The organism is Streptomyces sp. NPDC008092, from assembly GCF_042957285.1.
GTDB lineage: Bacteria > Actinomycetota > Actinomycetes > Streptomycetales > Streptomycetaceae > Streptomyces.
Window position 1 is genome coordinate 73,231 of record NZ_JBIBHY010000003.1, and the last position, 22,973, is coordinate 96,203.

General features: G+C 72.1%; 22 protein-coding genes and 1 pseudogene. 12 read left to right on the top strand and 11 right to left on the bottom strand.

Annotated elements, in window-relative coordinates; all coding sequences use genetic code 11:
• Window positions 1-19: 19 nt before the first annotated feature.
• Window positions 20-778, top strand: coding sequence for a nuclear transport factor 2 family protein (locus ACFZB3_RS09485; RefSeq protein WP_391372312.1), 759 nt, complete (start codon window positions 20-22; stop codon window positions 776-778).
• Window positions 779-788: 10 nt separating this feature from the next.
• On the opposite strand, the gene ACFZB3_RS09490 is transcribed toward ACFZB3_RS09485, so the two are convergent.
• Window positions 789-1,211 (bottom strand): TOBE domain-containing protein, encoded by a 423-nt coding sequence (locus ACFZB3_RS09490; RefSeq protein WP_391372315.1) that lies wholly within the window; start codon window positions 1,209-1,211, stop codon window positions 789-791.
• 234 nt (window positions 1,212-1,445) lie between these two features.
• Here ACFZB3_RS09490 and ACFZB3_RS09495 point away from each other — a divergent pair.
• Window positions 1,446-2,375, top strand: a pseudogene (locus ACFZB3_RS09495) (Ppx/GppA family phosphatase); the annotation flags it as partial.
• Between the two features lie 616 nt (window positions 2,376-2,991).
• Here ACFZB3_RS09495 and eno read toward each other — a convergent pair.
• Window positions 2,992-4,275, bottom strand: coding sequence for a phosphopyruvate hydratase (eno, locus tag ACFZB3_RS09500; protein WP_391372317.1), 1,284 nt, complete (start codon window positions 4,273-4,275; stop codon window positions 2,992-2,994).
• Between the two features lie 101 nt (window positions 4,276-4,376).
• Between eno and ACFZB3_RS09505 the strand changes: the two genes are divergently transcribed.
• The 3 genes from ACFZB3_RS09505 (at window position 4,377) to ACFZB3_RS09515 (ending at window position 6,889) form a co-directional block, all read left to right on the top strand.
• Window positions 4,377-5,279: a winged helix-turn-helix transcriptional regulator gene (locus tag ACFZB3_RS09505; protein WP_391372320.1), complete on the top strand. Its 903-nt coding sequence runs from the start codon at window positions 4,377-4,379 to the stop codon at window positions 5,277-5,279.
• A 13-nt stretch (window positions 5,280-5,292) separates the two neighbouring features.
• Entirely contained in the window at window positions 5,293-5,982 is a 690-nt protein-coding gene (locus ACFZB3_RS09510) for a M24 family metallopeptidase (protein WP_391372323.1), read from the top strand.
• Between the two features lie 118 nt (window positions 5,983-6,100).
• Window positions 6,101-6,889: an SAM-dependent methyltransferase gene (locus ACFZB3_RS09515; protein ID WP_391372325.1), complete on the top strand. Its 789-nt coding sequence runs from the start codon at window positions 6,101-6,103 to the stop codon at window positions 6,887-6,889.
• Window positions 6,890-6,912: 23 nt separating this feature from the next.
• On the opposite strand, the gene ACFZB3_RS09520 is transcribed toward ACFZB3_RS09515, so the two are convergent.
• Window positions 6,913-7,341, bottom strand: a complete 429-nt coding sequence (locus ACFZB3_RS09520) for a metalloregulator ArsR/SmtB family transcription factor (RefSeq protein ID WP_391372328.1) — start codon at window positions 7,339-7,341, stop codon at window positions 6,913-6,915.
• Between the two features lie 167 nt (window positions 7,342-7,508).
• On the opposite strand from ACFZB3_RS09520, the gene ACFZB3_RS09525 reads away from it, so the two are divergent.
• On the top strand, window positions 7,509-9,626 hold the full coding sequence (locus ACFZB3_RS09525) for a heavy metal translocating P-type ATPase (RefSeq protein WP_391372331.1): 2,118 nt from the start codon (window positions 7,509-7,511) through the stop codon (window positions 9,624-9,626).
• Between the two features lie 34 nt (window positions 9,627-9,660).
• Here ACFZB3_RS09525 and ACFZB3_RS09530 read toward each other — a convergent pair whose 3' ends face one another.
• A complete protein-coding gene (locus ACFZB3_RS09530; protein ID WP_391373993.1) occupies window positions 9,661-10,284 on the bottom strand; it encodes a molybdopterin-dependent oxidoreductase in 624 nt (207 codons plus the stop codon).
• A 300-nt stretch (window positions 10,285-10,584) separates the two neighbouring features.
• Between ACFZB3_RS09530 and ACFZB3_RS09535 the strand changes: the two genes are divergently transcribed.
• The gene (locus ACFZB3_RS09535) at window positions 10,585-11,853 is read left to right on the top strand and encodes a methyltransferase domain-containing protein (RefSeq protein WP_391372333.1); all 1,269 of its coding nucleotides are present in this window, start codon (window positions 10,585-10,587) and stop codon (window positions 11,851-11,853) included.
• Between the two features lie 263 nt (window positions 11,854-12,116).
• Here the strand turns inward: ACFZB3_RS09535 and ACFZB3_RS09540 are convergent, their stop codons facing one another.
• Entirely contained in the window at window positions 12,117-12,650 is a 534-nt protein-coding gene (locus tag ACFZB3_RS09540) for a GNAT family N-acetyltransferase (protein WP_391372336.1), read from the bottom strand.
• 445 nt (window positions 12,651-13,095) lie between these two features.
• Between ACFZB3_RS09540 and ACFZB3_RS09545 the strand changes: the two genes are divergently transcribed.
• A complete protein-coding gene (locus tag ACFZB3_RS09545; RefSeq protein ID WP_391372339.1) occupies window positions 13,096-13,683 on the top strand; it encodes a TetR-like C-terminal domain-containing protein in 588 nt (195 codons plus the stop codon).
• Window positions 13,684-13,706: 23 nt separating this feature from the next.
• Here the strand turns inward: ACFZB3_RS09545 and ACFZB3_RS09550 are convergent, their stop codons facing one another.
• The 6 genes from ACFZB3_RS09550 to ACFZB3_RS09575 form a co-directional block, all read right to left on the bottom strand.
• Complete coding sequence (locus ACFZB3_RS09550; RefSeq protein WP_391372342.1) at window positions 13,707-14,348, bottom strand: TMEM175 family protein; 642 nt, start codon at window positions 14,346-14,348, stop codon at window positions 13,707-13,709.
• A 116-nt stretch (window positions 14,349-14,464) separates the two neighbouring features.
• Window positions 14,465-15,319, bottom strand: coding sequence for a helix-turn-helix domain-containing protein (locus tag ACFZB3_RS09555; protein ID WP_391372345.1), 855 nt, complete (start codon window positions 15,317-15,319; stop codon window positions 14,465-14,467).
• 111 nt (window positions 15,320-15,430) lie between these two features.
• On the bottom strand, window positions 15,431-16,411 hold the full coding sequence (locus tag ACFZB3_RS09560) for an alpha/beta hydrolase fold domain-containing protein (RefSeq protein WP_391372347.1): 981 nt from the start codon (window positions 16,409-16,411) through the stop codon (window positions 15,431-15,433).
• A gap of 55 nt (window positions 16,412-16,466) precedes the next feature.
• Complete coding sequence (locus ACFZB3_RS09565; protein ID WP_391372350.1) at window positions 16,467-16,718, bottom strand: hypothetical protein; 252 nt, start codon at window positions 16,716-16,718, stop codon at window positions 16,467-16,469.
• A 2-nt stretch (window positions 16,719-16,720) separates the two neighbouring features.
• Window positions 16,721-17,179, bottom strand: coding sequence for a nitroreductase/quinone reductase family protein (locus tag ACFZB3_RS09570; RefSeq protein ID WP_391372352.1), 459 nt, complete (start codon window positions 17,177-17,179; stop codon window positions 16,721-16,723).
• 612 nt (window positions 17,180-17,791) lie between these two features.
• Window positions 17,792-18,475 carry a hypothetical protein gene (locus tag ACFZB3_RS09575; RefSeq protein WP_391372354.1) on the bottom strand — a complete coding sequence of 228 codons (684 nt, stop codon included), beginning with the start codon at window positions 18,473-18,475 and terminating at the stop codon, window positions 17,792-17,794.
• A 302-nt stretch (window positions 18,476-18,777) separates the two neighbouring features.
• On the opposite strand from ACFZB3_RS09575, the gene hemL reads away from it, so the two are divergent.
• The 4 genes from hemL (at window position 18,778) to ACFZB3_RS09595 (ending at window position 22,972) form a co-directional block, all read left to right on the top strand.
• Complete coding sequence (hemL, locus tag ACFZB3_RS09580) at window positions 18,778-20,106, top strand: glutamate-1-semialdehyde 2,1-aminomutase (RefSeq protein ID WP_391372357.1); 1,329 nt, start codon at window positions 18,778-18,780, stop codon at window positions 20,104-20,106.
• Window positions 20,103-20,804, top strand: a complete 702-nt coding sequence (locus tag ACFZB3_RS09585) for a histidine phosphatase family protein (protein ID WP_391372360.1) — start codon at window positions 20,103-20,105, stop codon at window positions 20,802-20,804. The genes hemL and ACFZB3_RS09585 overlap by 4 nt, the downstream gene beginning before the upstream one ends.
• Before the next feature lie 125 nt (window positions 20,805-20,929).
• On the top strand, window positions 20,930-22,171 hold the full coding sequence (locus ACFZB3_RS09590; RefSeq protein ID WP_391372363.1) for a hypothetical protein: 1,242 nt from the start codon (window positions 20,930-20,932) through the stop codon (window positions 22,169-22,171).
• Window positions 22,172-22,381: 210 nt separating this feature from the next.
• Window positions 22,382-22,972 (top strand): redoxin domain-containing protein, encoded by a 591-nt coding sequence (locus ACFZB3_RS09595; protein WP_391372366.1) that lies wholly within the window; start codon window positions 22,382-22,384, stop codon window positions 22,970-22,972.
• Window position 22,973 lies beyond the last annotated feature (1 nt).

The following is a 22,973-nucleotide window of genomic DNA, read 5'->3' on the forward strand; positions in this document are numbered from 1 at the left end:
CCAGATCGGAGACATGGTTATGAGCAGCAAGGACATCGTTCTCAAGGCGGCCGGCGAGTTGTTCGGGGACCGTGACCCGGGTGCGGTGGACCGCTGGGTGGCCGCTGACTACCGTCAGCACAGCAGCCTGGCGGCGGACGGCCCGGAGGCGCTGCGCGCTCTGGTGGCCGGCCTGCCGGAGGAGTTCCGTTACGAGGGCGCGCGGGTGATCGCCGACGGTGACCTGGTGGCGCTGCACGGCACGTACCACGGCTTCGGTCCCGCACCCCTGGTCGCGTTCGACCTGTTCCGGGTCGACGCGGACGGCCGGCTGGCCGAGCACTGGGACGCGCTGACGCCGGTGGTCACGGACACCGCCTCGGGCCGCTCCCAGACGGACGGCCCGGCCGCGCCGTCGGACCTGGACCGGACGGAGGCCAACCGCGCGCTGGTGGCCGAGTTCGCCCAGAAGGTGCTCGTCGGCGCCGACTACTCGGTGCTGACCGACTACATCTCCACCGACACCTACCGCCAGCACAACCCGGAGGCCGCCGACGGCCTGGACGGCTTCGGCGCGGCGGCCGCCAAGTGGGCGGAGCAGGGCAAGAACCTCGTCTACAAAACGGTCCACCAGGTGGTCGCCGAGGGAGACCTGGTCCTGCTCCAGTCCGAGGGCGAGTTCGGCGTCCCGGTCGCCTACTGGGACCTGTTCCGGGTGGCCGACGGCAGGATCGTCGAGCACTGGGACGTCATCGCCCCGGTCCCGGCCGAACTCCCGCACTCCAACGGACTGTTCTGACCGGCCGGGCTCACACGGTCGCGAGGGACACCTCGGTCGCCTTGATCAGCGCCACGACCGGCGCACCGGCGGTCAGGCCGAGATCGCCGACCGCGTCCCTGGTGATCGCCGCGGTGAGGTCCTGCCCTCCGGCCACGGCGACCTTGACCGTGGCCATCGCCCCGCCGGTGGCCACGTCGCTGACCGTGCCGGGCAGCTGGTTGCGGATGGACACGCCGGGCACCCGGCCGGTGGCGAGCGCGACCTCGGTGGACTTCACCATCGCGCGTACGGCCGAACCCTCGGCGAGCCCCAGCTCCCGGACCGCCTCCAGGGTGATCGCGGCGGTCAGCTCCTGGCCGCCGTCGAGACGGACCTTCACAGTCGCCATCACCTCGCCCGGGGTGACGGCGGTGACGGTGCCGGGGATCTGGTTGCGGATGCTCAGGCTCATGACGGGCCGCCTAACTGTCTGGAAAGTGATGTTCTGTCAGTCTTCGTCCTGACATCGACTCCACAAGGTAGCCGGTCGGGCGCGGCGGGCCCGTCAGGCAGGCACTCCCCTCCGTGCCGCGCACCCATCACGCATCCGCCCGGGCACCCGCCTGTGCACACACCTGCGCACTCCCCGGCGCACACAGCCGCCCACGTACCGCATCACCCCGGCTGCTTTGGGTACGTGAAGCCCATGAGAGTAGGCCTGGTGGACGCGGGGTCGAACACGGTCCGGCTGGTGGTGACCGATGCGACGGGCGGGGTGCCGCTGCCGGTGCACACCGCGAAGTGGAAGCTCCGCCTGTCCGAACAGGTGGGAGCCGACGGGCGCTTCGGGGCGGAGGCCACCGAGCAGCTGGTCAAGGCGCTCCGCAAGGCCGTCGAGACCGCCCGTCGGTGGGGCGCCCCGGAACCCCTGGCGTTCGCCACCGCCGTGGTCCGCAACGCACCCGACCGCGCGGCCGTCCTGCGGGCCGTGGCCGAGGACACCGGGGTACGGCTGTGCGTGCTGCCCGGCGAGGTGGAGGCCGAGCTCACCTTTCTCGGCGTCCGGCGCTGGATGGGCTGGCGGGCCGGGCCCCTGGCCGTCTTCGACATCGGGGGCGGCACTTTCGAAGTGGCCTTCGGGCGGGGGCGGATGCCGGAGTTCGCGGTCTCCCTGCCGCTCGGGGCGGGCCGGCTGACCAACGAGTTCCTCGGCCACGACGGCCCGCCGACGGCGGACGAACTGCGCGTCCTGCGCCGCCGGGCCCGCCATCAGCTGCGCGACGCCACCGCCCGCATCCGCTGGGAGCACCCGCACACCGTCGTCGCCACCTCCCGCACCTTCCAGCAGCTGGCCCGGCTGTGCGGCGCGGCCCCGGGACGCAACGGCCCGTTCGCCGAGCGGCTGCTGCGCCGGGGCGACCTGCGCCGCGCGATCGACCGGCTGGCCGCCCTGCCGGTGCCCGAGCGCTCCGGCCTGCCCGGCATCTCCGCCCCCCGGGCCCGGCAGAGCCTGGCGGGCGCGGTCGTCGGCCACACCGCGATGAAACTGAGCGGCGTGAAGAGCCTCGCGATCTGCCCCTGGGCCCTGCGCGAGGGCATCCTGCTGCGCTACCTGGAGGACGGCGCCGACTGGTGGACCGCCACCGAGGCGGCCCATGGCACGAACCGGGACGGGGACGGGGGCGGCGGGGGACGTGCCGGGGGCGGGGACAGCGGGGAACGCTATGCGGCCGGGAGCGGCGAGGAACGTCACGGCGACCGGGGCGGCGAGGAACGCTACCGCGACCGGGGCGGCGAGGAACGCTACCGCGACCGGGACAGTGGGGAACGCGCCGGAGACCGGGGCAGTGGGGAACGCTACGGAGACCGGGACAGCAGGGACCGCGACTGCAATCGGGACGCGGCGGCCGCGAGGGCCTTCAGCCTGCTGCCACTCCGGAGCACCCCACCGACGCCGACTGCCTGATCCCGGTCGCGTGACGCCGACTCCCTGACGCTGACTGCCTGATCCCGATCGCCTGAAGCTGACTGCTTGACGCCGGTCGTCTGACGCTGGCTACTTGAGCCGATCGCTTGATGTTGATCGCTTGAGCCGATCGTCTGACGCCAGCCGCCTGATCCCGACTGCCTGATCCCGACTGCCTGATCTCGACCGCGTGCCCCCGACTCCCTGCCCCTGCCCGGCAGACAGGCCCGCCTGTTCCCTCTGCCCCCTTGCCCCCCCTGCCTCCCTTGCCCCATGTCCCCCCTATTCAGCGGCGCAGCCCCAGCGCCTCGGTGCCCGCGTAGCGAGCCTGGGGGCCCAGGTCCTGTTCGATTCGGACGAGTTGGTTGTACTTGGCGGTGCGGTCGGCGCGGGACAGGGAGCCGGTCTTGATCTGGCCGCAGCCGGTGGCGACGGCGAGGTCGGCGATGGTGGTGTCCTCGGTCTCGCCGGAGCGGTGGGACATGACGACCGTGTAGCCGGCGCGGTGGGCGGTGGTGACGGTGGCCAGCGTCTCGGTGAGGGTGCCGATCTGGTTGACCTTCACCAGGACCGAGTTGGCGATGCCGTCGCGGATGCCGGCCCGCAGCAGGGTCTCGTTGGTGCAGAAGACGTCGTCGCCGGTGAGCTGGCAGCGGTCGCCGAGCCGGGCGGTCAGGTCGCGCCAGCCGTCGTGGTCGTCCTCGGCCATCGGGTCCTCGATCGAGGCGACCGGGTAGCGGTCGACCAGCGCGGCCAGGTACCCGGCGTGCTCGGCCGGGGTGCGGCGGACGCCCTCGCCGGTGTAGTCGTACACCCCGTCGCGGAAGAACTCCGAGCTGGCCGGGTCCATGACGAGGGTGATGTCGGTACCCGGCTTGTAGCCGGTCCGCTCGATGGCCTGTACGACGAAGTCCAGGGCTTCCTCGGCGGTGCGCAGGTCGGGGGCGAAGCCGCCCTCGTCGCCGACGTTCACGCTGTGGCCGGCGGCGAGCAGGCTGTCGCGCAGGGTGTGGAAGACCTCCGAGCCCATCCGGACGGCCTCGGCGAAGGTCGCCGCGCCGACCGGAGCGATCATGAACTCCTGGAAGTCGAGCGGGTTGTCGGCATGGGCGCCGCCGTTGACGATGTTCATCATCGGGACCGGCAGCAGCCGTGCGTCGACCCCGCCGACGTACCGGTACAGCGGGAGGCGGTGGGCGGCGGCCGCGGCCTTGGCGGTGGCCAGGGAGACGCCGAGCAGGGCGTTGGCGCCGAGCCGGGACTTGGTGTCGGTGCCGTCCAGCTCGATCATCGTACGGTCGACAGCCGCCTGGTCCTCGGCGTCGAGGCCGACGACGGCGTCCGCGACGCTCTCGTTGACGGCGTCGACGGCGCGCAGCACACCCTTGCCGTGGAAGCGGGCCGGGTCGCCGTCGCGGAGTTCCACGGCCTCCCTCGCTCCGGTGGAGGCCCCGGACGGGACGGCCGCGCGGCCGAGCGAGCCGTCCCTGAGTTCCACGTCCACCTCGACGGTGGGGTTGCCCCGGCTGTCGATGATCTCCCGTGCGACGACGCGGCTGATGGCGGTCACGGTGCAACTCCTCACGCAGGGCCCGCGGTTCTTCGCACCGACGGGCAGTAAGTTTCAGTCAGAAACAAAGTGAGTCCCGAAAGGGAACTTACTATGGGCGCATGAGGATGCACAACGCCGACGAGACGTGTGGCGTGGCCCGGGCCGCGCTGGTCCTGGGCGACTGGTGGAACGTGCTGGTGCTGCGCGAGGTCGCCCGTGGGCACGTCCGGTTCGACGCCCTGGCCGCCGAGATCGGCCTGTCCCGGAAGGTGCTCACCGAGCGGCTCGGCGGGCTGGTCGCCCAGGGCGTCCTGCGGCGCGCCCTGTACCAGCGGCGCCCGGTGCGCTACGAGTACCTGCTCACCGACGCCGGCACGGCACTGCTCCCGGTGCTCGTCGCCATGCAGGACTGGGGCGACCGGTGGGCCCTCGGCGACGGCACGCTGACCGCGACGGCGGACGCCGACGGCGCCGAACACGCCCGCGTCCACGCCCTGCCGGGCACCCGCCTGCCGGAGGGCCTCGAACTGCCCGCGACCGTGGGGACCGAGCACGGAGCCGACGGGGCCGGCCTCCCCGTCGTGTCGCCCCACGCCCCCGCCACCGTGCTGTTCGCCTACCCCGGCACCGGCGTCGAATGGGGCCCGATCCCCGGAGCCGCCGGCTGCACCCTGGAGAACCGGCTCTTCCGGGACGCCTGGCCCGGCTTCCGCCGCGCGGGCGTCGACGTACGCGGCGTCAGCACCCAGCTCCCGCACGAACAGCAGGAGTTCGCCCGTGCCGAGCGGCTCCCGTACCCGCTCCTCTCCGACGCCGCCCACCAGCTGGCCGCGGCCCTGCGCCTGCCGGTCTTCCGCGGCGCCGGCCGGCTGCGGCACAAGCGGCTGATCCTGGTCGTCGACGCCGAACGGACCGTACGCCATGCGCTGTTCCCGGTCACCGACATCCCGCACGCCGTCGCGGAGAGCCTGCGGCTGGCCGCGGCCCTGCGGAACCCCGTTGCCGGGGGCGACCTGGGCTGACTAGGTTCGGCCCATGGCGGATGACGAACCCACGCGCGCGGCGCGCCTGCTCGAAGCCCAGGACAAGGCCGTACGGCTGTTCGCGGAGATCGAGAAGCGCGGGCTCGTCGCGCCCGGCGAGGGGGAGCGGGCGGTCAGCGACCGGATCCGCGACCTGGCGAACGAGCTGTTCGGCACGACCCGGCACTGGCACAAGCGGATCGTGCGCTCCGGGCCGAACACCGTGCTGCCGTACCGGGAGAACCCGCCGGACCGGGTGATCGCCGCGGACGACATCGTCTTCGCCGACTTCGGGCCGATCTTCGAGGAGTACGAGGCCGACTTCGGCCGTACCTTCGTCCTCGGCGACGACCCGGTCAAGCACCGGCTCCGCGCCGACCTCCCCCGGGTCTTCGCCGCCGGCCGGCGGTTCTTCGAGGCCGACGCCGGGATCACGGGCGCGCGGCTGTACGCGGAGGTCGAGCGGCTCGCCCGGGACGCGGGCTGGGAGCTGGGCGGCTGGCACGCCGGGCACCTGGTGGGCGAGTTCCCGCACGAGACGATCGACGGCGCGGACGTCGAGTCGTACATCACGCCCGGCAACGACACCCCGCTGCGCCGCACGGACAAGGCCGGCCGCACCTGCCACTGGATCCTGGAGATCCATCTCCTCACCCCGGAGCGGCAGTTCGGCGGCTTCCACGAGGAACTGCTCACCCTCTGACGGGTCCCGGTCGCCCCGTGTGCCCAAGTCGGCCCGCGCCCAAGGCAGATGAGATCCCCGAGTACGATCACCACGACCCCGGTCTCTCACCGTCCTCCCCCGGCGCGATGGAGTTGCCATGACGACCGACCCACAGCCGTCCCTGCCGATAGACACCAGCAAGGCACACCCCGCGCGGGTCTACGACTGGCTGCTCGGTGGCAAGGACAACTACCCGGTCGACGAGGCGGTCGGGGAGAAGCTGCCGCCCGAGGCGCGGGACGCCGCCCGGCAGAACCGTCAGTTCATGCACCGGGCGGCGGCGTGGCTCGCCGAGCAGGGCATCGACCAGTTCCTGGACATCGGCACCGGAATCCCCACCGAGCCGAACCTCCACCAGATCGTCCAGAACGTCGTGCCGTCGGCCAAGGTCGTCTACACCGACAACGACCCGATCGTCCTGCGGCACGCCGAGGCGCTGCTGATCAGCCGCCCCGAGGGAGCGACCGACTACATCCAGGCCGACGTGCGCGACCCGGAGGCGATCGTCCGGCACGCCCGGCACGTCCTGGACTTCGACCGCCCGGTCGCGCTCTCCCTGATCGCCCTGATGCACTTCATAAGCGACGAGCAGGGCGCCCACGGCATCGTCCGGGACCTGGTCGACACCCTGCCGTCGGGCAGCTACCTGATCCTGTCGCACGCCGCGTCCGACCTGTACCCGGACCTCGTCGAACAGGTCGTCGCCGAGTACGCCAGGGGCGGCATCAAGCTCGCCTTCCGCACCCGCCCCGAGGTGGAGCGCTTCTTCGACGGCCTGGACCTGGTCCGCCCCGGCCTGGTCACGGCCACGGAGTGGTTCGCCGGCTCCCCGGCGCCGGAGCCGGAGGGCAGCGGTATCTACTCCGGGGTGGCCCGCATCCGCTGAACCGGCCTACGGGGAACGGTCCTTCAGTTCACCCCGGCCGCGGTGTGCGCCCCGGCAGGGGTGTGTGCCGTGTCAGGAGTGTGCGCGTCGGCCGGGGTGTCGCGCAGGCCGAGGCGCAGGTGCTCGACGTGGTAGAGGGCCTGCTCCAGGAGTTCGGCGACGTGGTTGTCGTAGAGGGCGTAGATGACCGAGCGGCCCCGGCGCTCGGTGGTGACCAGGCCGAGGTTGCGCAGCAGCCGTAGCTGGTGGGAACAGGCGGACTGCTCCATGCCGACGGCGTCGGCCAGTTCCGTCGCCGCGCACGGACCCTCCTGGAGGCGGGCCAGGATGCGCAGCCGGGACGGGGTGGCCAGCGCCTGGAGCGTGGCCGCCACATCGGCGGCGCCGACGGCTTCCAGGCGCTCTCGTGCGGTGGCGGTGCCGGTGGCCCGCCCGTCAGCTCCATGACCCATGGGCTTCATCCTACGGAGAACCATCCATGAACGTATGAATGAGTCTTCATGTGGTCCTGTACGGTGGAGGTGCGGCGCCGGGATCCCGGTCGCCCGCGGACCCGTCATGCCCTGGCGCATGCCCTCGTACATGCCCTGGCGCATGCCCTCGTGAAGGACCCTGCCCGATGACCTCCACCCTCGTCACACCGCCGGCTCCGGCCGGCCGGACCGCCGACGCGCGCGCGGCCGCGGTGCCCCGGCGCCGTACCCGGGTCCTCGCGCTGCCCGAGGCGCGGTGGGCGGCGGTCGCCCTCGTGCTGTTCCTGGTGGCGCTGCCCCTCCGGCTGACCGGCGCCCCGGCCTGGACCTGGGGCCCGCTGTACGCGCTGGCCTACGCGGCCGGCGGCTGGGAACCGGGCTGGGCCGGGCTCCGTGCGCTGAAGGACAGGACCCTCGACGTCGACCTGCTGATGGTCGTCGCGGCGCTCGGTGCCGCGGCGATCGGGCAGGCGACGGACGGCGCGCTGCTCATCGTCATCTTCGCCACCTCCGGCGCCCTGGAGTCACTGGCCACCGCCCGCACCGCCGACTCGGTGCGCGGTCTGCTGGACCTGGCTCCGGCCACCGCCACCCGGATCGGGGACGACGGCACCGAGACCGCCGTGGCCGTCGCGGAGTTGCGCGTCGGCGACACGGTCCTGGTGCGGCCCGGCGAGCGCATCGGGGCCGACGGCCGCGTGGTGGACGGGGCCGGCGACGTCGACCAGGCGACCATCACCGGCGAACCCCTGCCGGTGGCCAAGGAGCCGGGCGACGAGGTGTTCGCCGGGACCCTCAACGGCACCGGTGCGCTGCGGGTCCGGGTCGAGCGCGTCGCCGCCGACTCGGTGATCGCCCGGATCGTGCGGATGGTCGAGGAGGCCTCGGAGACCAAGGCGCCCACCCAGTTGTTCATCGAGAAGGTCGAACAGCGCTACTCGCTCGGCATGGTGGCCGCGACCCTCGCCGTCTTCCTCGTGCCGCTCGCGTTCGGCGCCGCGCCGGCCGGCTCGCTGCTGCGGGCCATGACCTTCATGATCGTCGCCTCGCCGTGCGCGGTCGTCCTCGCCACCATGCCGCCGCTGCTGTCGGCGATCGCCAACGCGGGGCGGCACGGTGTGCTGGTCAAGTCCGCGGTGGTCATGGAGCGGCTCGGAGAGGTCGACGCGGTCGCCCTCGACAAGACCGGCACGCTCACCGAGGGCACCCCGCGCGTCACCGACGTCCGGCCGCTGCCGGGCTCCGGTCTGGACGAGGCCGCGCTGCTCACGCTGGCCGCCGCAGCCGAGCATGCCAGCGAACACCCGCTGGCCCGCGCCGTGGTGGCGGCGGCTCGGGAGAGGGGCCTTGCCCTGCCGGCGGCCGAGGGCTTCGACTCGACGCCCGGGGTGGGCGTCCGGGCCGTCGTGGACGGGCGCGCGGTCGCGGTCGGGGCGCCTGCGCGGCTGCTCGCCGGTGTCGGTGCGGGTGCGGGTGCGGGTGCCCGTGCCGGTGCGGGCGCGAGTGCGGGCGCGGGTGCGGGCGTCGGCGTTGATGTGGGTGTGGGTGTGGGTGCCGCGGACACGGACGCGGACGCGGGCTCGGGCTCGGGCTCGGGCTCGTGCTGGGCGCGTGCGTCGGTCCTCTGCGCCGAGCTGGAGGACGGTGGCCGGACCGCCGTCCTGGTCATGGCCGACGGCAAGCCCGTCGGTGTCCTGGGCATCGCCGACCGCCTCCGCCCGGACGCCAGGCCCACCGTCGCCGCCCTCACGGCGCTGACCGGAACGGCCCCCCTCCTGCTGACCGGCGACAATCCGCGCGCCGCGGCCCTGCTGGCCGCCGAGGTCGGCATCGAGGACGTGCGCGCCGGGCTGCTGCCCGAGCACAAGGTGCGGGCGGTCCGGGAACTGGAGGCGGCCGGCCGCAAGGTGATGGTCGTCGGCGACGGCGTCAACGACGCGCCCGCGCTGGCCGCCGCCCACGTCGGCGTCGCGATGGGCCGGGCGGGCTCGGACCTGGCACTGGAGACCGCCGACGCGGTCGTCGTCCGCGACGAACTCGCCACCGTCCCGGCCGTGGTCTCGCTGTCCCGGCGGGCACGCGGCCTCGTCGTCCAGAACCTGGTGATCGCGGGAGTGTTCATCGCCGCCCTGGTCGCCTGGGACCTGGCCGGAACCCTCCCCCTGCCGCTCGGCGTGGCGGGCCACGAGGGCTCCACCGTCGTCGTCGGCCTCAACGGGCTCCGCCTGCTGCGCGAGGCCGCCTGGCGGCGGGCCGCCCGCTGAGGGAGGGGCGCCGGGCGGATGGTCGCCGGTGTGATCAGGAGCCCGGGTCGTGCGGCCCGTCGGTCTCCTCCTCCTGGTAGGAGTAGCGCTGGCCCTTCCAGGGGTCGGCGAGGTTGTGGTAGCCGCGTTCCTCCCAGAACCCGCGCCGGTCGGCGGTCATGTACTCGATGCCGCGCAGCCACTTGGGGCCCTTGTAGGTGAAGAGGTGCGGGACGACCAGGCGGAGCGGGAAGCCGTGTTCGGCGGTGAGGGGCTCGCCGTTGTGGTGGGTGGCCATCAGGGTCTGCGGCGAGGTGAGGTCGGCGAGGCGCAGGTTGGCGGAGTAGCCGTACTCGGCCCAGGCCATCACGTGCGTGACCTCCGGCGCCGGTGGCACCAGGTCCAGGACGGTGGCGGCGGGGATGCCGTACCACTCGTGTCCGGTGGAGGTGGGGCCGCTCGCGCAGTGCAGGTCGGCGACGACGGTGGTGCGGGGGAGGCCGGCGAGGTCGTCGAAGGTCCACTCGTGCGTCTCGCCGGAGGCGGTGGCACCGAAGACGCGCAGGTTCCAGCGTTCGGGGCGGAAACGGGGGACGGGGCCGTAGTGCGAGACGGGCCAGCCGTTCACGAAGCGCTGTCCGGGTGGCATGCGATCGGGGGCAGTGGGGCCGGGCGGCATGGAACCGGGGGCCGTGGGGCCGGGGTCCGTGGGCCCGGGGGAACCCTCGTCGGCCACGATCACCACCCCGCTCTCGTCGTCCAGTCGTCTCGTCCCGTGGATCTGCTTTTCCCGTGCAGGGTAAGCGTTCACTCCCCGGGACGCCGTGGCCGGCCGCCCCACGGTGAGTCGCTCGGCCTCATATGCAATGCAAAACCCGTCACCGGAGTTGCAAGTACGGCATGAACCATGCTCTCACCTTCGTATCTGCGTTTGCCGAAGGCCGCTGCCCGGGTACGGTCGTGCGGGAGGTGGTGGCCCGTGATCCAGATCGTGGAACACGCACCGGGCGAAGGGCCGTACGCCATCGGGACCGCGATCGAGGCGGCCGGGCTGCCGGTGCGGGTCTGCCGCACTTGGGCGGGCGACCGGGTGCCGGACACGGTGGACGACCTGGTGGGCCTGGTGGTGCTGGGCGGTCCGACGGCCGCGTACGCGGACTTCCCGGGCCGTACGGCCGAACTGGCGCTGCTGCGGGCCGCGCTGGCGGCCGAGGTGCCGGTGCTCGGGGTGTGCCTGGGCGCGCAGCTGCTGGCGGTCGCGGCGGGCGGTACTGCCAGACCGGGCACGGGAGCGCAGGTCGGCTGGGACGCCGTACGGATGACCGGGGCCGCCCACGACGACCTGCTGTTCGCCGCCGTTCCGGAGCGGCTGCGGGTGCTGCACTGGCACGCCGACACGATGAACCTGCCGGCCGGGGCGACGCTCCTCGCCTCCTGCGGCCGCTACCCGGTGCAGGCGTTCCGGGTGGGCGGCTCGGCGTGGGGGATGCAGTTCCACCTGGAGGTGGACGAGGCGGCGGTCGGGGTGTTCGCCGGGGCCTACCCGGCGGAGGCGGCCCTCGCACCCGGTTTGGTCGAGTCCGCGCCGGCGGAGCTGGCCGCGCTGGCCCGGCACCGCGACGGCGTGTTCAAGCGCTTCGCCGCCTTCGCCGCGGAGCGGGCCGGGCGGACGGCGACCCGGGCCTTCTTCACGCGGCGCGCGGCCACCTGGGAGGAACGGTTCGCCGATGACGGCCCCCGGTACGCGGCGGCGGTCGGGAGAATGGAACTGAGCCCCGGGCAACGGGTGCTGGACGTGGGCTGCGGCACCGGCCGGGCACTTCCCGCGCTGCGCACCCGGGTCGGCGCCGAGGGCACCGTGCTCGGCGTGGACGTCACCCCGGCGATGCTCACGGCCGCGGCGCGGCTGGGGCGCACCGTTCTGCTCCTGGCCGACGCCGGCCGGCTCCCGCTGCCGACCGCGGCACTGGACGGCATCTTCAGCGCCGGGCTGGTCGACCACGTCCCCGACCCCGCCCCCACCCTCCGCGAGTGGGCCCGCGTGACCGCCCCCGGCGGCGTCCTCCTGCTCTTCCACCCGTCCGGCCGCACCGAACGCGCCGCCCGCCACGGCCGCCCCCTCGACCCCACCGACCTCCTCGCCGAGCCCAACCTGCGGCCCGCACTCCGGACGGCGGGCTGGCACCTGTCCTGCTACGAGGACACCCCACACCACTTCCTGGCGCGGGCGATCCGCACCGGCGACTGAACCCGTCGCACCGCATGACCGCGAATACCGCGCCCGCGCCCCGTCCCACGATCGGGGCGCCGACCGCCCGTAGCGCGCCGTCTTCCACGGCCCGGGCACGTCGTGCGGTCGGATCGGGCGACCGGCGATCACGCATCGCGAGCTGTCCTCGATCAGACGGCACAGCTCCGTGCCCCCTGGGACACGTCACGTCGGGTCACCTGGCGCGGAGCCTGGCCGGGCGCCCGGATTCCTGTCCCTGGGTGATCGACGGCCCGGTCGGCTCAGGCCTGGAACTCGGTGAGATCGATGGCGTGAACGCGCAGCGGGAAGCCGAGCGCCGGGTGCACCGTCTCACGCTCCGGCACCATGCCGAGCTTGCGGATGACGTTCTCGGAGGCGTCGTCGCCCAGCCGGCTGATGCTGATGACGCGGTCGAGGCCGCGGTCCTGGAGCGCGAATTCCAGCGTGGCATGGGCGGCTTCGGACGCGTATCCCTGACCCCAGAACTGTGCACCGAGCCGCCAGCTGATCGCCACGGCGGGCAGTACCTCCGGCAGGAACTCGGGCACGGACAGACCCGTGAAGCCGGCGAGCTCCCCCGAAGCCAGCAGCTCGACGGCGAAGAGCCCGAAGCCCTCCTCGTCCCACTCCTCCTCCCACCGCTCGATGGCTTCCGCGGTGTGCTCGAGGTCGCGCACGGAGCCGTCATCGATCCAGCGCATGACCTGGGGGTCCGCGTTGATGTCCGCCATGGGCACGAGGTCGTCGTCGTCCCAGCGACGCAGGAGCAGACGGGGTGTACGGATCTCGGTCATGGCGCTCATCCTGCCGAAGGCAACGGCCTCACGGGTAATCGGCGCCAACCCGCGCCGAGGGGTCCGCACCGGCCCGGACCCCGGACGAGCAGCGCATTCGCACTTCCCTGCGGAGCGTGTGCGGCCACATGGCAGCGCCCGAGGTCTCCAGGGCTGCGGAAGCGGGCTGCGGAAGCGGGCTGCGGAGCGGCGCCTTCCGGTGTCCGGAGTTCTTCCAGCACCGCGGAAGAGGCGCAAGCCTGCCCGGAGGAGTTTCTTACGGCCTTGAGCGGGGCCGGGAGTGCGGCCGTATCCGATCGGTTCGGTGACGCCGACTTGTCGCCGGCGTCAAACCTGCGAGGAGCAGCACGGGTCGTCTCCAGGGCGCCCTTCGTGGTGGCCTACGAGACGTCTCATGGCGTAGCCGCAGCCAGTGTCGCTGCCGCGACGGCCCACGGCGCGGCACGTGGCCACCCGACCGGGCCACGCGCTCGGTGCCCGGGGCGGTGGCAGTACGGGCCGGGGCAGTGACCGGGTTGTCGGGAGGCGGCGGCTCTCACCGGCCGAGGTAGACGAGAGGCGGGCCGGCTGGGCCCTCCAGCCGGAGCGCTCGCCCCTGCCGGACACCGGCACGCTGGCCGGTGACATCCGCGCGCACGCGACGACGCTGGTGGACGATCTGACGGGCGAGAACAGGCGGTTCGTGCTGCGGGCGCTGATCATCGCCGGCAACGGCACGGGAGCGGGAGAGGGAGAGGGAGAGGGAGAGGGAGAGGGAGAGGGCGAGGGCGAAGGCGGGGCCTGCCAGCGGGCGCTGGTCGAACGCACCGACACGGTCCGGGCCATGCTCGAACGCGCCGCCGCGCGTGGGGAGCCCTCGGTCGACGCGCTCGGCTACTTCGACGCGGTCGTCGGACCGTTGTACGGCTACGCGCTGATGCTGCCCGGGCTCGTGCGCACCCGCGCGCCGGTGCTGGTCGAGGAGTTCCTGGCCGGCCTCGACCGGACGAGCACGACGCGCCGTGATCAGTCGGACGACCCCGGCTCGCCATGACCTGCCGGACGCGGACCGTGCCCTCAGGTCTGCCCGTGGCGTCGCAGGCGGGCGAGGGCCGACGGGCCGATCACCGGTATCAGGATCCAGCACAGATACGCGTACGCGGTGAGGAACGAGATCGGAACGGACACCAGGAACGCCGCCGCGGCCGTGGCGCTTCGGCGGGTCACCAGGGAGAACGCCTCGGCCGGGGCGTCCGTCCGGTGGAGGCCGGCCCTGCGGATCTCCCGGACCATCAGCAGGAACAGCACGCAGGCGGCGAACTGCACCGTGGCGTAGAAGACGAACCGGACCTGGAACGCGCCGTGGCCGCTGATCACGTCGGTCGCGAAGGGGGTGATCACCAGCAGGAGCAGCCAGTACACGGTCAAGCTTGTCAGCCGACCGTTCAGGGCGGTGACGTACCGGAACACCCGGTGGTGGGCTCGCCAGTGCGCGGCGATCACCACGAAGCTGATCAGGAACGCCAGGTAGCCCGCGCGGTCCGCCCACGCCGACCGCAGGAGGGCGGAGTTGGTGGATCCTTCCGGCACGGGCAGTTCAAGTGCCAGCAGGGTGAGCGCGATGGCGATCACCGCGTCTCCGAAGAACGTGAGCCGCTCGGCGGCGGCCGCCCGTGTCTCCACGTCCTCGGACGGCACCTGCTCGGTCGAGATGGTCATGGCACCAGACGATGACACACACGTTCCCGTCCACGGGGCGGCCACTGCTCATCGGCAGGCCGGCGGGGTGGTACCGCTGTTCCCACCCTCCTGGGCGGTGGTCCCGCGTCGGCGAACTACCGTTGGCGGGCCGTGCGCAGGGCGTCCAGGTTCTCGGCGTCGTCGGTTTCGGCGACGGCCGTGTAGGTGACGATCCGGAGATCCGACCCGGGGACCATGAGGACGTCGAGGTCGAGGCTCAGGTCGCCGACCACGGGGTGTTCGATGGTCTTGCGGTCGCCGGTGTGGAGGCTCGCGGTGCCGTTGGACCACAGGCGGGCGAAGCGGGGGCTGGTGTGCAGCAGCCGGTCGACGAGCAGGTTGAGGCGGACGTCGCCCGGATAGGTCGCGGCCGTGACCCGCAGGTCGGCGACGAGGGACTCCTCCTCGGCCTCGTCGCCGGCCCAGGACCGTACCGGCCAGGCGGCGATGGAATCGACCCGGTGACCGGCGCGGGAGCGGAACATCCCGGCGACGAGATTGCGCTGCTCCCAGTCGTAGGTGCGGGGGTCACCGATGGTGGTGGTCCACATCCGGTTCCAGCTGACCAGCGTCCAGTCGGCCGCGAAGACGGCGACCGGTATGTCGCCGAGCTGCTGGACGAGCCGGTGGACCCTCGGCGGTACCTCCAGTGGTACGGCGCCGCCGGAGGGCGGTGCCAGGTTGGCACAGCGGAACAGGTGGTCGCGTTCCGAGGCGTCCAGGCGCAGGGCCCTGGCCAGGGCGGTGACGACTTGGGCGGAGGGGTTGCGGGCGCGGCCCTGTTCGAGCCGCACCACGTAGTCGACCGACACACCGGCCAGGTCGGCCAGTTCCGCGCGGCGCAGACCGGGGATGCGCCGGCCGGTGGTGGACTCCAGCCCGCTCGCCGAGGGCGAAAGGCGCTCCCGCCAGCCTCGCAGGGCGATGCCGAAGTTGTTCGTCGGTGCCATGCGGTCATCATCGTTCGGACGCTCTGCCCGCAGTGGATCTGCTCTCCCACGTCTGGGTAAAACCCGTCAGGGGCAAGGGAGTTCGTGCAGGTGTGGTGCGAGGGGGTGCCGTTACGACAGGAGCGAGGCGGCCGGCGCCGCCCCGGCGGAAGACTTGGCGGTGGCCTTGGCGGTGGCCTTGGCGGTGGCCTTGGCGGCGGCCGTCCAGTGGGCCCGGGTGAAGGCGGCGGCGGACTCCAGTGCCTCGTCGGCTTCGTCGAGCATGACGGCGAACGACTGGAAGACGTGCGGGACTCGGGGCCAGACCTGGAGTTCGACACGGACGTCGTCGGCGGCTGCGCGAGCGGCCAGTCGTACGGCGTCGTCCAGCAGGATCTCGTGCGAGCCCACCTGGACGAGCAGCGGCGGCAGGCCGGTCAGGTCGGCGAAGACCGGGCTGGCCAGCGGTTCGCTGCCGGACGTCGTCGGACCGAGGTAGTCGCGGGCCCGGGTGCGCAGGGCCTCCTGGGTCAGCGCGGGGTCGACGGCGGCCTTGCCCGTCGCGCTGGCGCCGGACACCGTGAGGTCGGCCCAGGGCGAGAACACTGCGGCCGACGAGGGCTGGGGCAGTCCCGCTTCCTTGACGGCGACCAGCGTCGCGACCGCCAGGCCGCCGCCGGCGGACTCGCCGACGAAAGCGATCCGGGCGGCGGAGACGCCCTGGTCGAGCAGAGCGCGATACGCGGCGACCGCGTCGTCGACGGCCGCGGGGAACGGGTTCTCGGGGGCCAGCCGGTAGTCGACGCAGACGGCGCGTGCGCCGACGCGCCGGGACACGTCGGCAGCCAGGCCGGCCGCGTCGGCGGCAGAGCCGATGGCGTAGGCGCCGCCGTGGAAGTACAGCAGGACGTGGGACGGATCGCTGCCCGGGGTGTCGACGGTGACGACGGGGACGCCGTCGAGGCGGCCGGGGGTGGTGGTGACACCGGGGGGCAGGGGTATCGAGGTCATCATCTCGTGGAAGACGGCGCGCGCTTCGGCCACGTCGCCTCCGACGTCGAGCGGGGCGTGCCGGAGCATCTCGTCGAGGTCGCGGCGTTGCTGCTCGGACATGGTGGTGCCTTTCGTACGGGGTGACTGCGCAGGTGGAGAGGTGCGGGGTGGTGGTTCAGCGAGGCGGGCCGAGGATGATCTGGCCGTACAGGCCGGCGGTGTCGGAGGCGATCCGGTGGCCGTGCGGAACGTTCTCGGGCGGGTGGACGATGCCGCCGTGGTACGGCGGAGCCTCGCCCTTGGCGACGCTGAACCGTCCCACGGTCAGCTGCCCGCCGCCGGCGGCGCTGTCCAGGGGCACGGCGAACCGTCCGCCGTCCAGCCGTTCGAGCTTCTGCTGCTGATCAGACGGTGCCGGATACGCCATGCTCACGACGATGTCCGTTCTGTACGGTCGGCGGATGCCCTGCCCTCACCCGTGGGTATGAGCGCGACAACGGGGATCACGCGTTGCGTCTTGCGCTGGTAACCGGCGAAGCCGGGATAACGGCGGGCCTGCTCCGCGAACGCGGTGTCGCGCTCGGCGCCGCGCAGCTCGACAGCCTCTACGGCGACGACGTCGTCGCCCACCTCGATGCTGACCTGGGGATGCGCGAGCAGGTTGTGGTACCAGTCCGGATTGCGGTCGGAGCCCGCCTTCGAGGCGAAGACCAGGTAACGGCCCCCGTCGGCCAGGTACATCATCGGATTGACGCGTGCCGCGCCCGAGCGAGCGCCGACGGTGTGCAGCAGCAACACCGGGGCCCCGGCGAAACCCCCGCCCAACTGCCCGTGGTTCGCGCGGAACTCCTCGATATTGCGTGCATTGAAGTCGGCGGTCGCCGCCATTGCTTCTCCAGCGCGAGACGGGGGGTGGGGGCGACCATCGACGGTCGCCTCTCGGGAGCCATCGTCCTCGCCCGCAGCCGCGTGCCGCCAGACGCGACGATAGGACCAGCAGTACCACCGCCGACTCCCATGATCGCGGCGGGCTCTGCTCCGGCGCTCCAGCAGTGCTTCGCTGCCCGGCCCGGCCCCATGACGTGGCCGCCGCCTCGGCCGCTCCCTGCCGGGATGGCCAGGGAGTTCCGGTGCAGCGCCAGATCACCGACGAGCAGTTCCACGACGCGACGCTGATCTGGAACCACCACCAGATCGGGCACGAGCCGCGACCCTGCTCGGCTGCGATTCGACTTGGACGGCTACATCACGTCGATCGGCGACGAGAGGCTTGTCGTCGACCTGCAGCGGGAGATCGAGTACCCGAAGCTCGGCCGGCTTCGTGCCGTAGCACCGGCAGGCACCGCAAACCCCGGTCACCCACTTCGGAAGGCGAGAGCGGGGCGCACCGGTGACCAGCGCCGCCGAGCCCGGGACAGCTCCGGGCCGCCCGACTGCTCCTTCGGCCACACGAAAAAGGCGGGGTTCGAAAACCCCGCCCACAATCTGTGAAATCGAGGCTCACGGCCACACCAGGCAATAAGGCTGATGCCCCGCCTCATGCAGCCGATGCGAGAAGTCCTGCCACTCGTGCAGCAGCTGGTACACGTTGAACGCGTCCCTCGGGCCGCCCCGGTCCGGGACCGTCGACCAGATGAAGGCGGCCGCGCCGACCGCCTCCTCGCCTATGCCGCGCAGCGGGTCCACCACCGTCATGGGGAGCTTGACCACGGCGTAGTCGGGGTGCAGGACGACCAGTTCCAGTGGCGGCACCTTGTGCAGAGGCACGCCTTCGATGCCCGTCAGCACCATCGCGGCCATGGTCTCCGGCTTGATCTTCGTGAACATGCCGTTCATGCCGAGCTCGTCGCCGCCGAGTTCCTCGGGGCGCATCGAGATCGGGACCCGGGCCGCGGTCGCGCCGTCCGGTGCGCCGAAGTATTTGTACGTCACCCCCACCCGACCACCATTCCTGCTCCCGGTCTGCAGACGGTCGATCCGCCGCTCGCTGCGCTGGCCCCGATCCCTCTGATCGCGGTCCCGCTGATCGATACGTCGGTCGCGCCGCTCCGACTCACTCGGTACGCCCTGTTCGTGACGTGCTGCTTCGGTCGATTCCTCCGCGTCGCGCCGGTGCTTTCCCCGTTCGGCACGCCGAGGACCCAGGTCATCGGTCCCCTCGCCCAGTCCGCCACCGCGATGCATATCTCCACCCGACTGCTTTTCTAGGACGCGTGGCCCCCGCCGCGCAACCCGATCATCGTGTCAGTGACCTCCCCCACGGCCGCCCGCCGAAACGTGCGTCGAAACATCAGTCCGCAGGATCTTTACAGCCTCCGGCCGCCTGCGTACCGGATGAGCTGGGTGTATCGGGTCACAGTCTCGCAGATGCCCCGGGCGCTGTGCGGGGACCGCCGTCCTCCGCTGCGAGGAGAGCCCGGTCCTCGGCCTACCCTGAGGAGGTCACCACGCATCCGGAGTCCGAGAAGTCGGAGAAGCCGCACGTCATGAGTGCCCAGAGCGAAACGCCCTATCCCTACGACGCGCCCGTCTCACAGGCGCTCTTCGACCGTGCCTCCGCCGTCACGCCCGGCGGCGTGAACTCCCCGGTGCGCGCCTTCCGCGCCGTCGGCGGCACCCCCCGGTTCATGGTCTCCGGCAAGGGGGCCTACCTGACGGACGCCGACGGGCGCGAGTACGTCGATCTCGTGTGCTCGTGGGGGCCCATGATCCTCGGGCACTCGCACCCCGAGGTCATCGCCGCCGTCCAGGAAGCCGTCGCCCGCGGTACCTCTTTCGGTACCCCCGGTGAGGGCGAGGTCGCCCTCGCGGAGGAGATGGTCGCCCGGATCGAGCCCCTGGAGCAGGTGCGGCTCGTCAGCAGCGGGACGGAGGCGACCATGAGCGCCATCCGGCTCGCCCGCGGGTTCACCCGGCGCACCAAGGTGATCAAGTTCGCCGGGTGTTACCACGGTCACGTCGACAGCCTCCTGGCCGCCGCCGGGTCCGGCGTCGCCACCTTCGCGCTGCCCGACACCCCCGGTGTCACCGGTGCCCAGGCCGGCGACACGATCGTGCTGCCGTACAACGACCTGGAGGCGGTGCAGGAGGCGTTCCACCGGCACCCGGGGGAGATCGCCTGCGTGATCACCGAGGCCTCGCCGGGCAACATGGGCGTCGTGCCGCCCGCGCCCGGGTTCAACCAGGGGCTGAAGAACGCCTGCCGCGAGAACGGCGCGCTGTACATCTCCGACGAGGTCATGACCGGGTTCCGGACGAGCCGGGCCGGATGGTTCGGGATCGACGGGGTGGTGCCGGACCTGATGACCTTCGGGAAGGTCATGGGGGGCGGCTTCCCGGCCGCCGCCTTCGGCGGGCGGGCGGACGTCATGGCGCACCTCGCCCCGGCCGGGCCCGTCTACCAGGCCGGCACCCTCTCCGGGAACCCGGTCGCCACCGCCGCCGGGCTCGCCCAGCTGCGGCTGCTCGACGACGCGGCGTACGACAAGGTCAACGCCGTGTCGGAGCAGATCCAGGGACTCGTCGGCGAGGCGCTGAACAAGGAGGGCGTCGCGCACCAGGTGCAGACCGCCTCCAACATGTTCTCCGTCTTCTTCACCAACCGTCCGGTGCGCAACTACGAGGACGCGCGGGGCCAGGAGTCCTTCCGGTTCACCGCCTTCTTCCACTCCCTCCTCTCCGACGGCGTCTACCTGCCGCCGTCGTCCTTCGAGTCCTGGTTCGTCTCCACGGCCCACGACGAGCGGGCCGTCCAGAAGATCGCCGACGCCCTCCCGGCGGCGGCCCGAGCGGCCGCGGAGGCCACGGCAGCATGAGCCAGCAGAGTGAGCAGAGCGGGCAGCGGGACATCACCGTCGTGCATGTGATGCGGCACGGGGAGGTCGCCAATCCGGAGGGGGTGCTGTACGGGAGGCTGCCCGGCTACCACCTCTCCGAGCTCGGGCGGCAGATGGCCGACCGGGTCGCCGAGCACCTCGCCCCGCGGGACGTGACGCACGTCGTCGCCTCGCCGCTGGAGCGTGCGCAGGAGACCGCCACCCCGATCGCCAAGGCGCACGGGATCGACCTCGCCACCGACGAGCGGCTCATCGAGGCCGAGAACATCTTCCAGGGCAAGACCTTCGGCGTCGGCGACGGGGCGCTGAAGAATCCCGCCAACTGGAAGTACCTCGTCAACCCGTTCCGGCCGTCCTGGGGCGAGCCGTACGTCGACCAGGTCGTGCGGATGAAGAACGCGCTGGACACGGCCAGGGACCGCGCCCGCGGACACGAGGCCGTGCTGGTCAGCCATCAGCTGCCGATCTGGATCCTGCGGTCGTACGTCGAGAACCGCAGGCTCTGGCACGACCCGCGCAAGCGGCAGTGCACCCTCGCCTCCCTGACGACTTTCACATACGAGGGCGACAGGATCGTTTCTGTCGGCTACTCCGAGCCCGCCATCGACCTGGTCCCGGCCCACCTCCGGGCCGGTGCCAAGCCGGTGAAGGGGAAGGACAAGGCCTTCGGGGCGTGAACTCCGCGCCGTCCAGACCTGCTTCATGAGATTAGTCTGAAAATATGTGGTTCCTTGTGGAACCTCCCTGTTCGTCCCGCCCTCTGAGTGGGTGACCACCAGAGGACGTGACGAATCGGGGAACCATGCGGACCTTCACCCGAAGGGGAATGCTCGGCGTCGGCGCGGGCGCCGCGGCCGGACTGGGCCTCGCCGGCTGCGGGACCCACACATCGTCGGACGGGGCGACCCATGCCGGCGGTTCCGGCGGGACTCCCTCCGGAACGCCCAAGCCCAGGATCACCGCCCGCCCCCTCGGCGACGGCTCCACCGCCAGCACCGGCAAGCAGCCCCACCAGCCCGCCGCCCCCGAGCCGCTGGAGCCCGGCCAGGTCCCGCCGCAGTTCGTGATCTTCTCCTGGGACGGCGCAGGCGAGGTCGGCACCGGCCTCTTCCCGCGCTTCCTGGATCTCGCCAGGGAGCACGGCGCGTCCATGACCTTCTTCCTCTCGGGGCTGTACCTGCTCCCCGAGTCGAAGAAGCGGCTCTACGACCCGCCGAACAACCCCCGCGGCGCCTCCGACATCGGCTACCTCACCGACGAGCACATCAAGGCGACGCTCGCCAACGTCCGCCGGGCCTGGCTCGAAGGGCACGAGATAGGCACCCACTTCAACGGCCACTTCTGCGGCGGCTACGGCACCGTCGGCAACTGGACGCCCAAGCAGTGGCGCAGCGAGATAGACCAGGCCAAGGCGTTCGTGAAGGAGTGGCGGACCAACTCCGGCTGGACCGACCTGCCGCCGCTCCCCTTCGACTACGACAAGGAGCTGGTCGGCGGCCGTACGCCCTGCCTCCTCGGCCAGAACAACCTGCTGCCCACCGCCCGCGAGCTCGGCTGGCGCTACGACGCCTCCTCGCCCGGCGGCCGCCAGGTCTGGCCGGAGAAGAAGCTGGGCATCTGGGACCTGCCGCTGCAGCAGATACCGTTCCCGGGCCGCTCCTTCGAGGTCCTCTCCATGGACTACAACATGCTCGCCAACCAGTCGGTCAACTCGACCAAGGCCCCCGCCTACAACTACCCGGGGTGGCGGACCCAGTCGGCCCAGGCCTACATATCCGGATTCGAGCGGGCGTACACGACGAACCGGGCACCGTTCTTCATAGGCAACCACTTCGAGCAGTGGAACGGCGGCATCTACATGGACGCCGTCGAGCAGGCCTTCAAGCACATCGCCCGGGAGAAGGAGAAGGGCGCCGACGTGCGCCTGGTCTCCTTCCGGCAGTTCGTGGACTGGATGGACGTACAGAAGCCGGCGGTACTGACGAAGCTGCGCACCCTGGACGTGGGGCAGCGGCCGGCCGGTGGCTGGAAGGCCTTCCTCTGAAGGCCGAGGAGCGACCCCGGACCGGCCGGGCGCACCTCTCCCTGCAGCACGGCCAAGACCGGCAACCTCCTCGGCCCGTCCCGGCCCGGCGTCCCGTCGAAACCGGGTTCTCGCAGGTCAGATCTGCCGTTCCGGGGTGAGACGCTTGCGCACCTCCCTTCGCGAGGGGGGTGCGCAAGATCCCCAGAACGGGCATGCGAAACTTTTCACATGAGTACCCGTAGCCGCGCCGTCCTGCTTGGCGCCACGGCCGCCGCGGCGGCCCTGACTCTGTCCGCGTGCGGCAACGGCGGCACCTCCGGCGGAGGCGGCAACACCAACTTCGTCACCGGCAGGGACGGCATCGACACGGTCGCGGAGGGCCACCGCGCGGCGGCTCCCGACCTGTCCGGCAAGACCATCGACGGCGGCACCCTGGACGTCGCCGACTACAAGGGCAAGGTCGTCGTCATCAACGTCTGGGGCTCCTGGTGCAGCCCCTGCCGGGCCGAGGCCCCCAACTTCGCCTCCGTCGCCAAGGAGTACGCGAGCAAGGGCGTCCAGTTCGTCGGCATCAACACCCGCGACACCAGCACCGGTTCCGCGGTCGCCTTCGAGAAGCAGAACGGCATCGACTACCCGAGCCTGTACGACCCGACGGGCAAGCTGATGCTCCGCTTCAAGAAGGGCACGCTCAACCCGCAGGCCATCCCCTCCACCCTGGTACTCGACCGGCAGGGGAAGGTCGCGGCGCGCTCGCTGGCGGCGCTCAGCGAGGAGAGCCTGCTGAAGATGATCAAGCCGGTCGTCGCGGAGAAGTGAC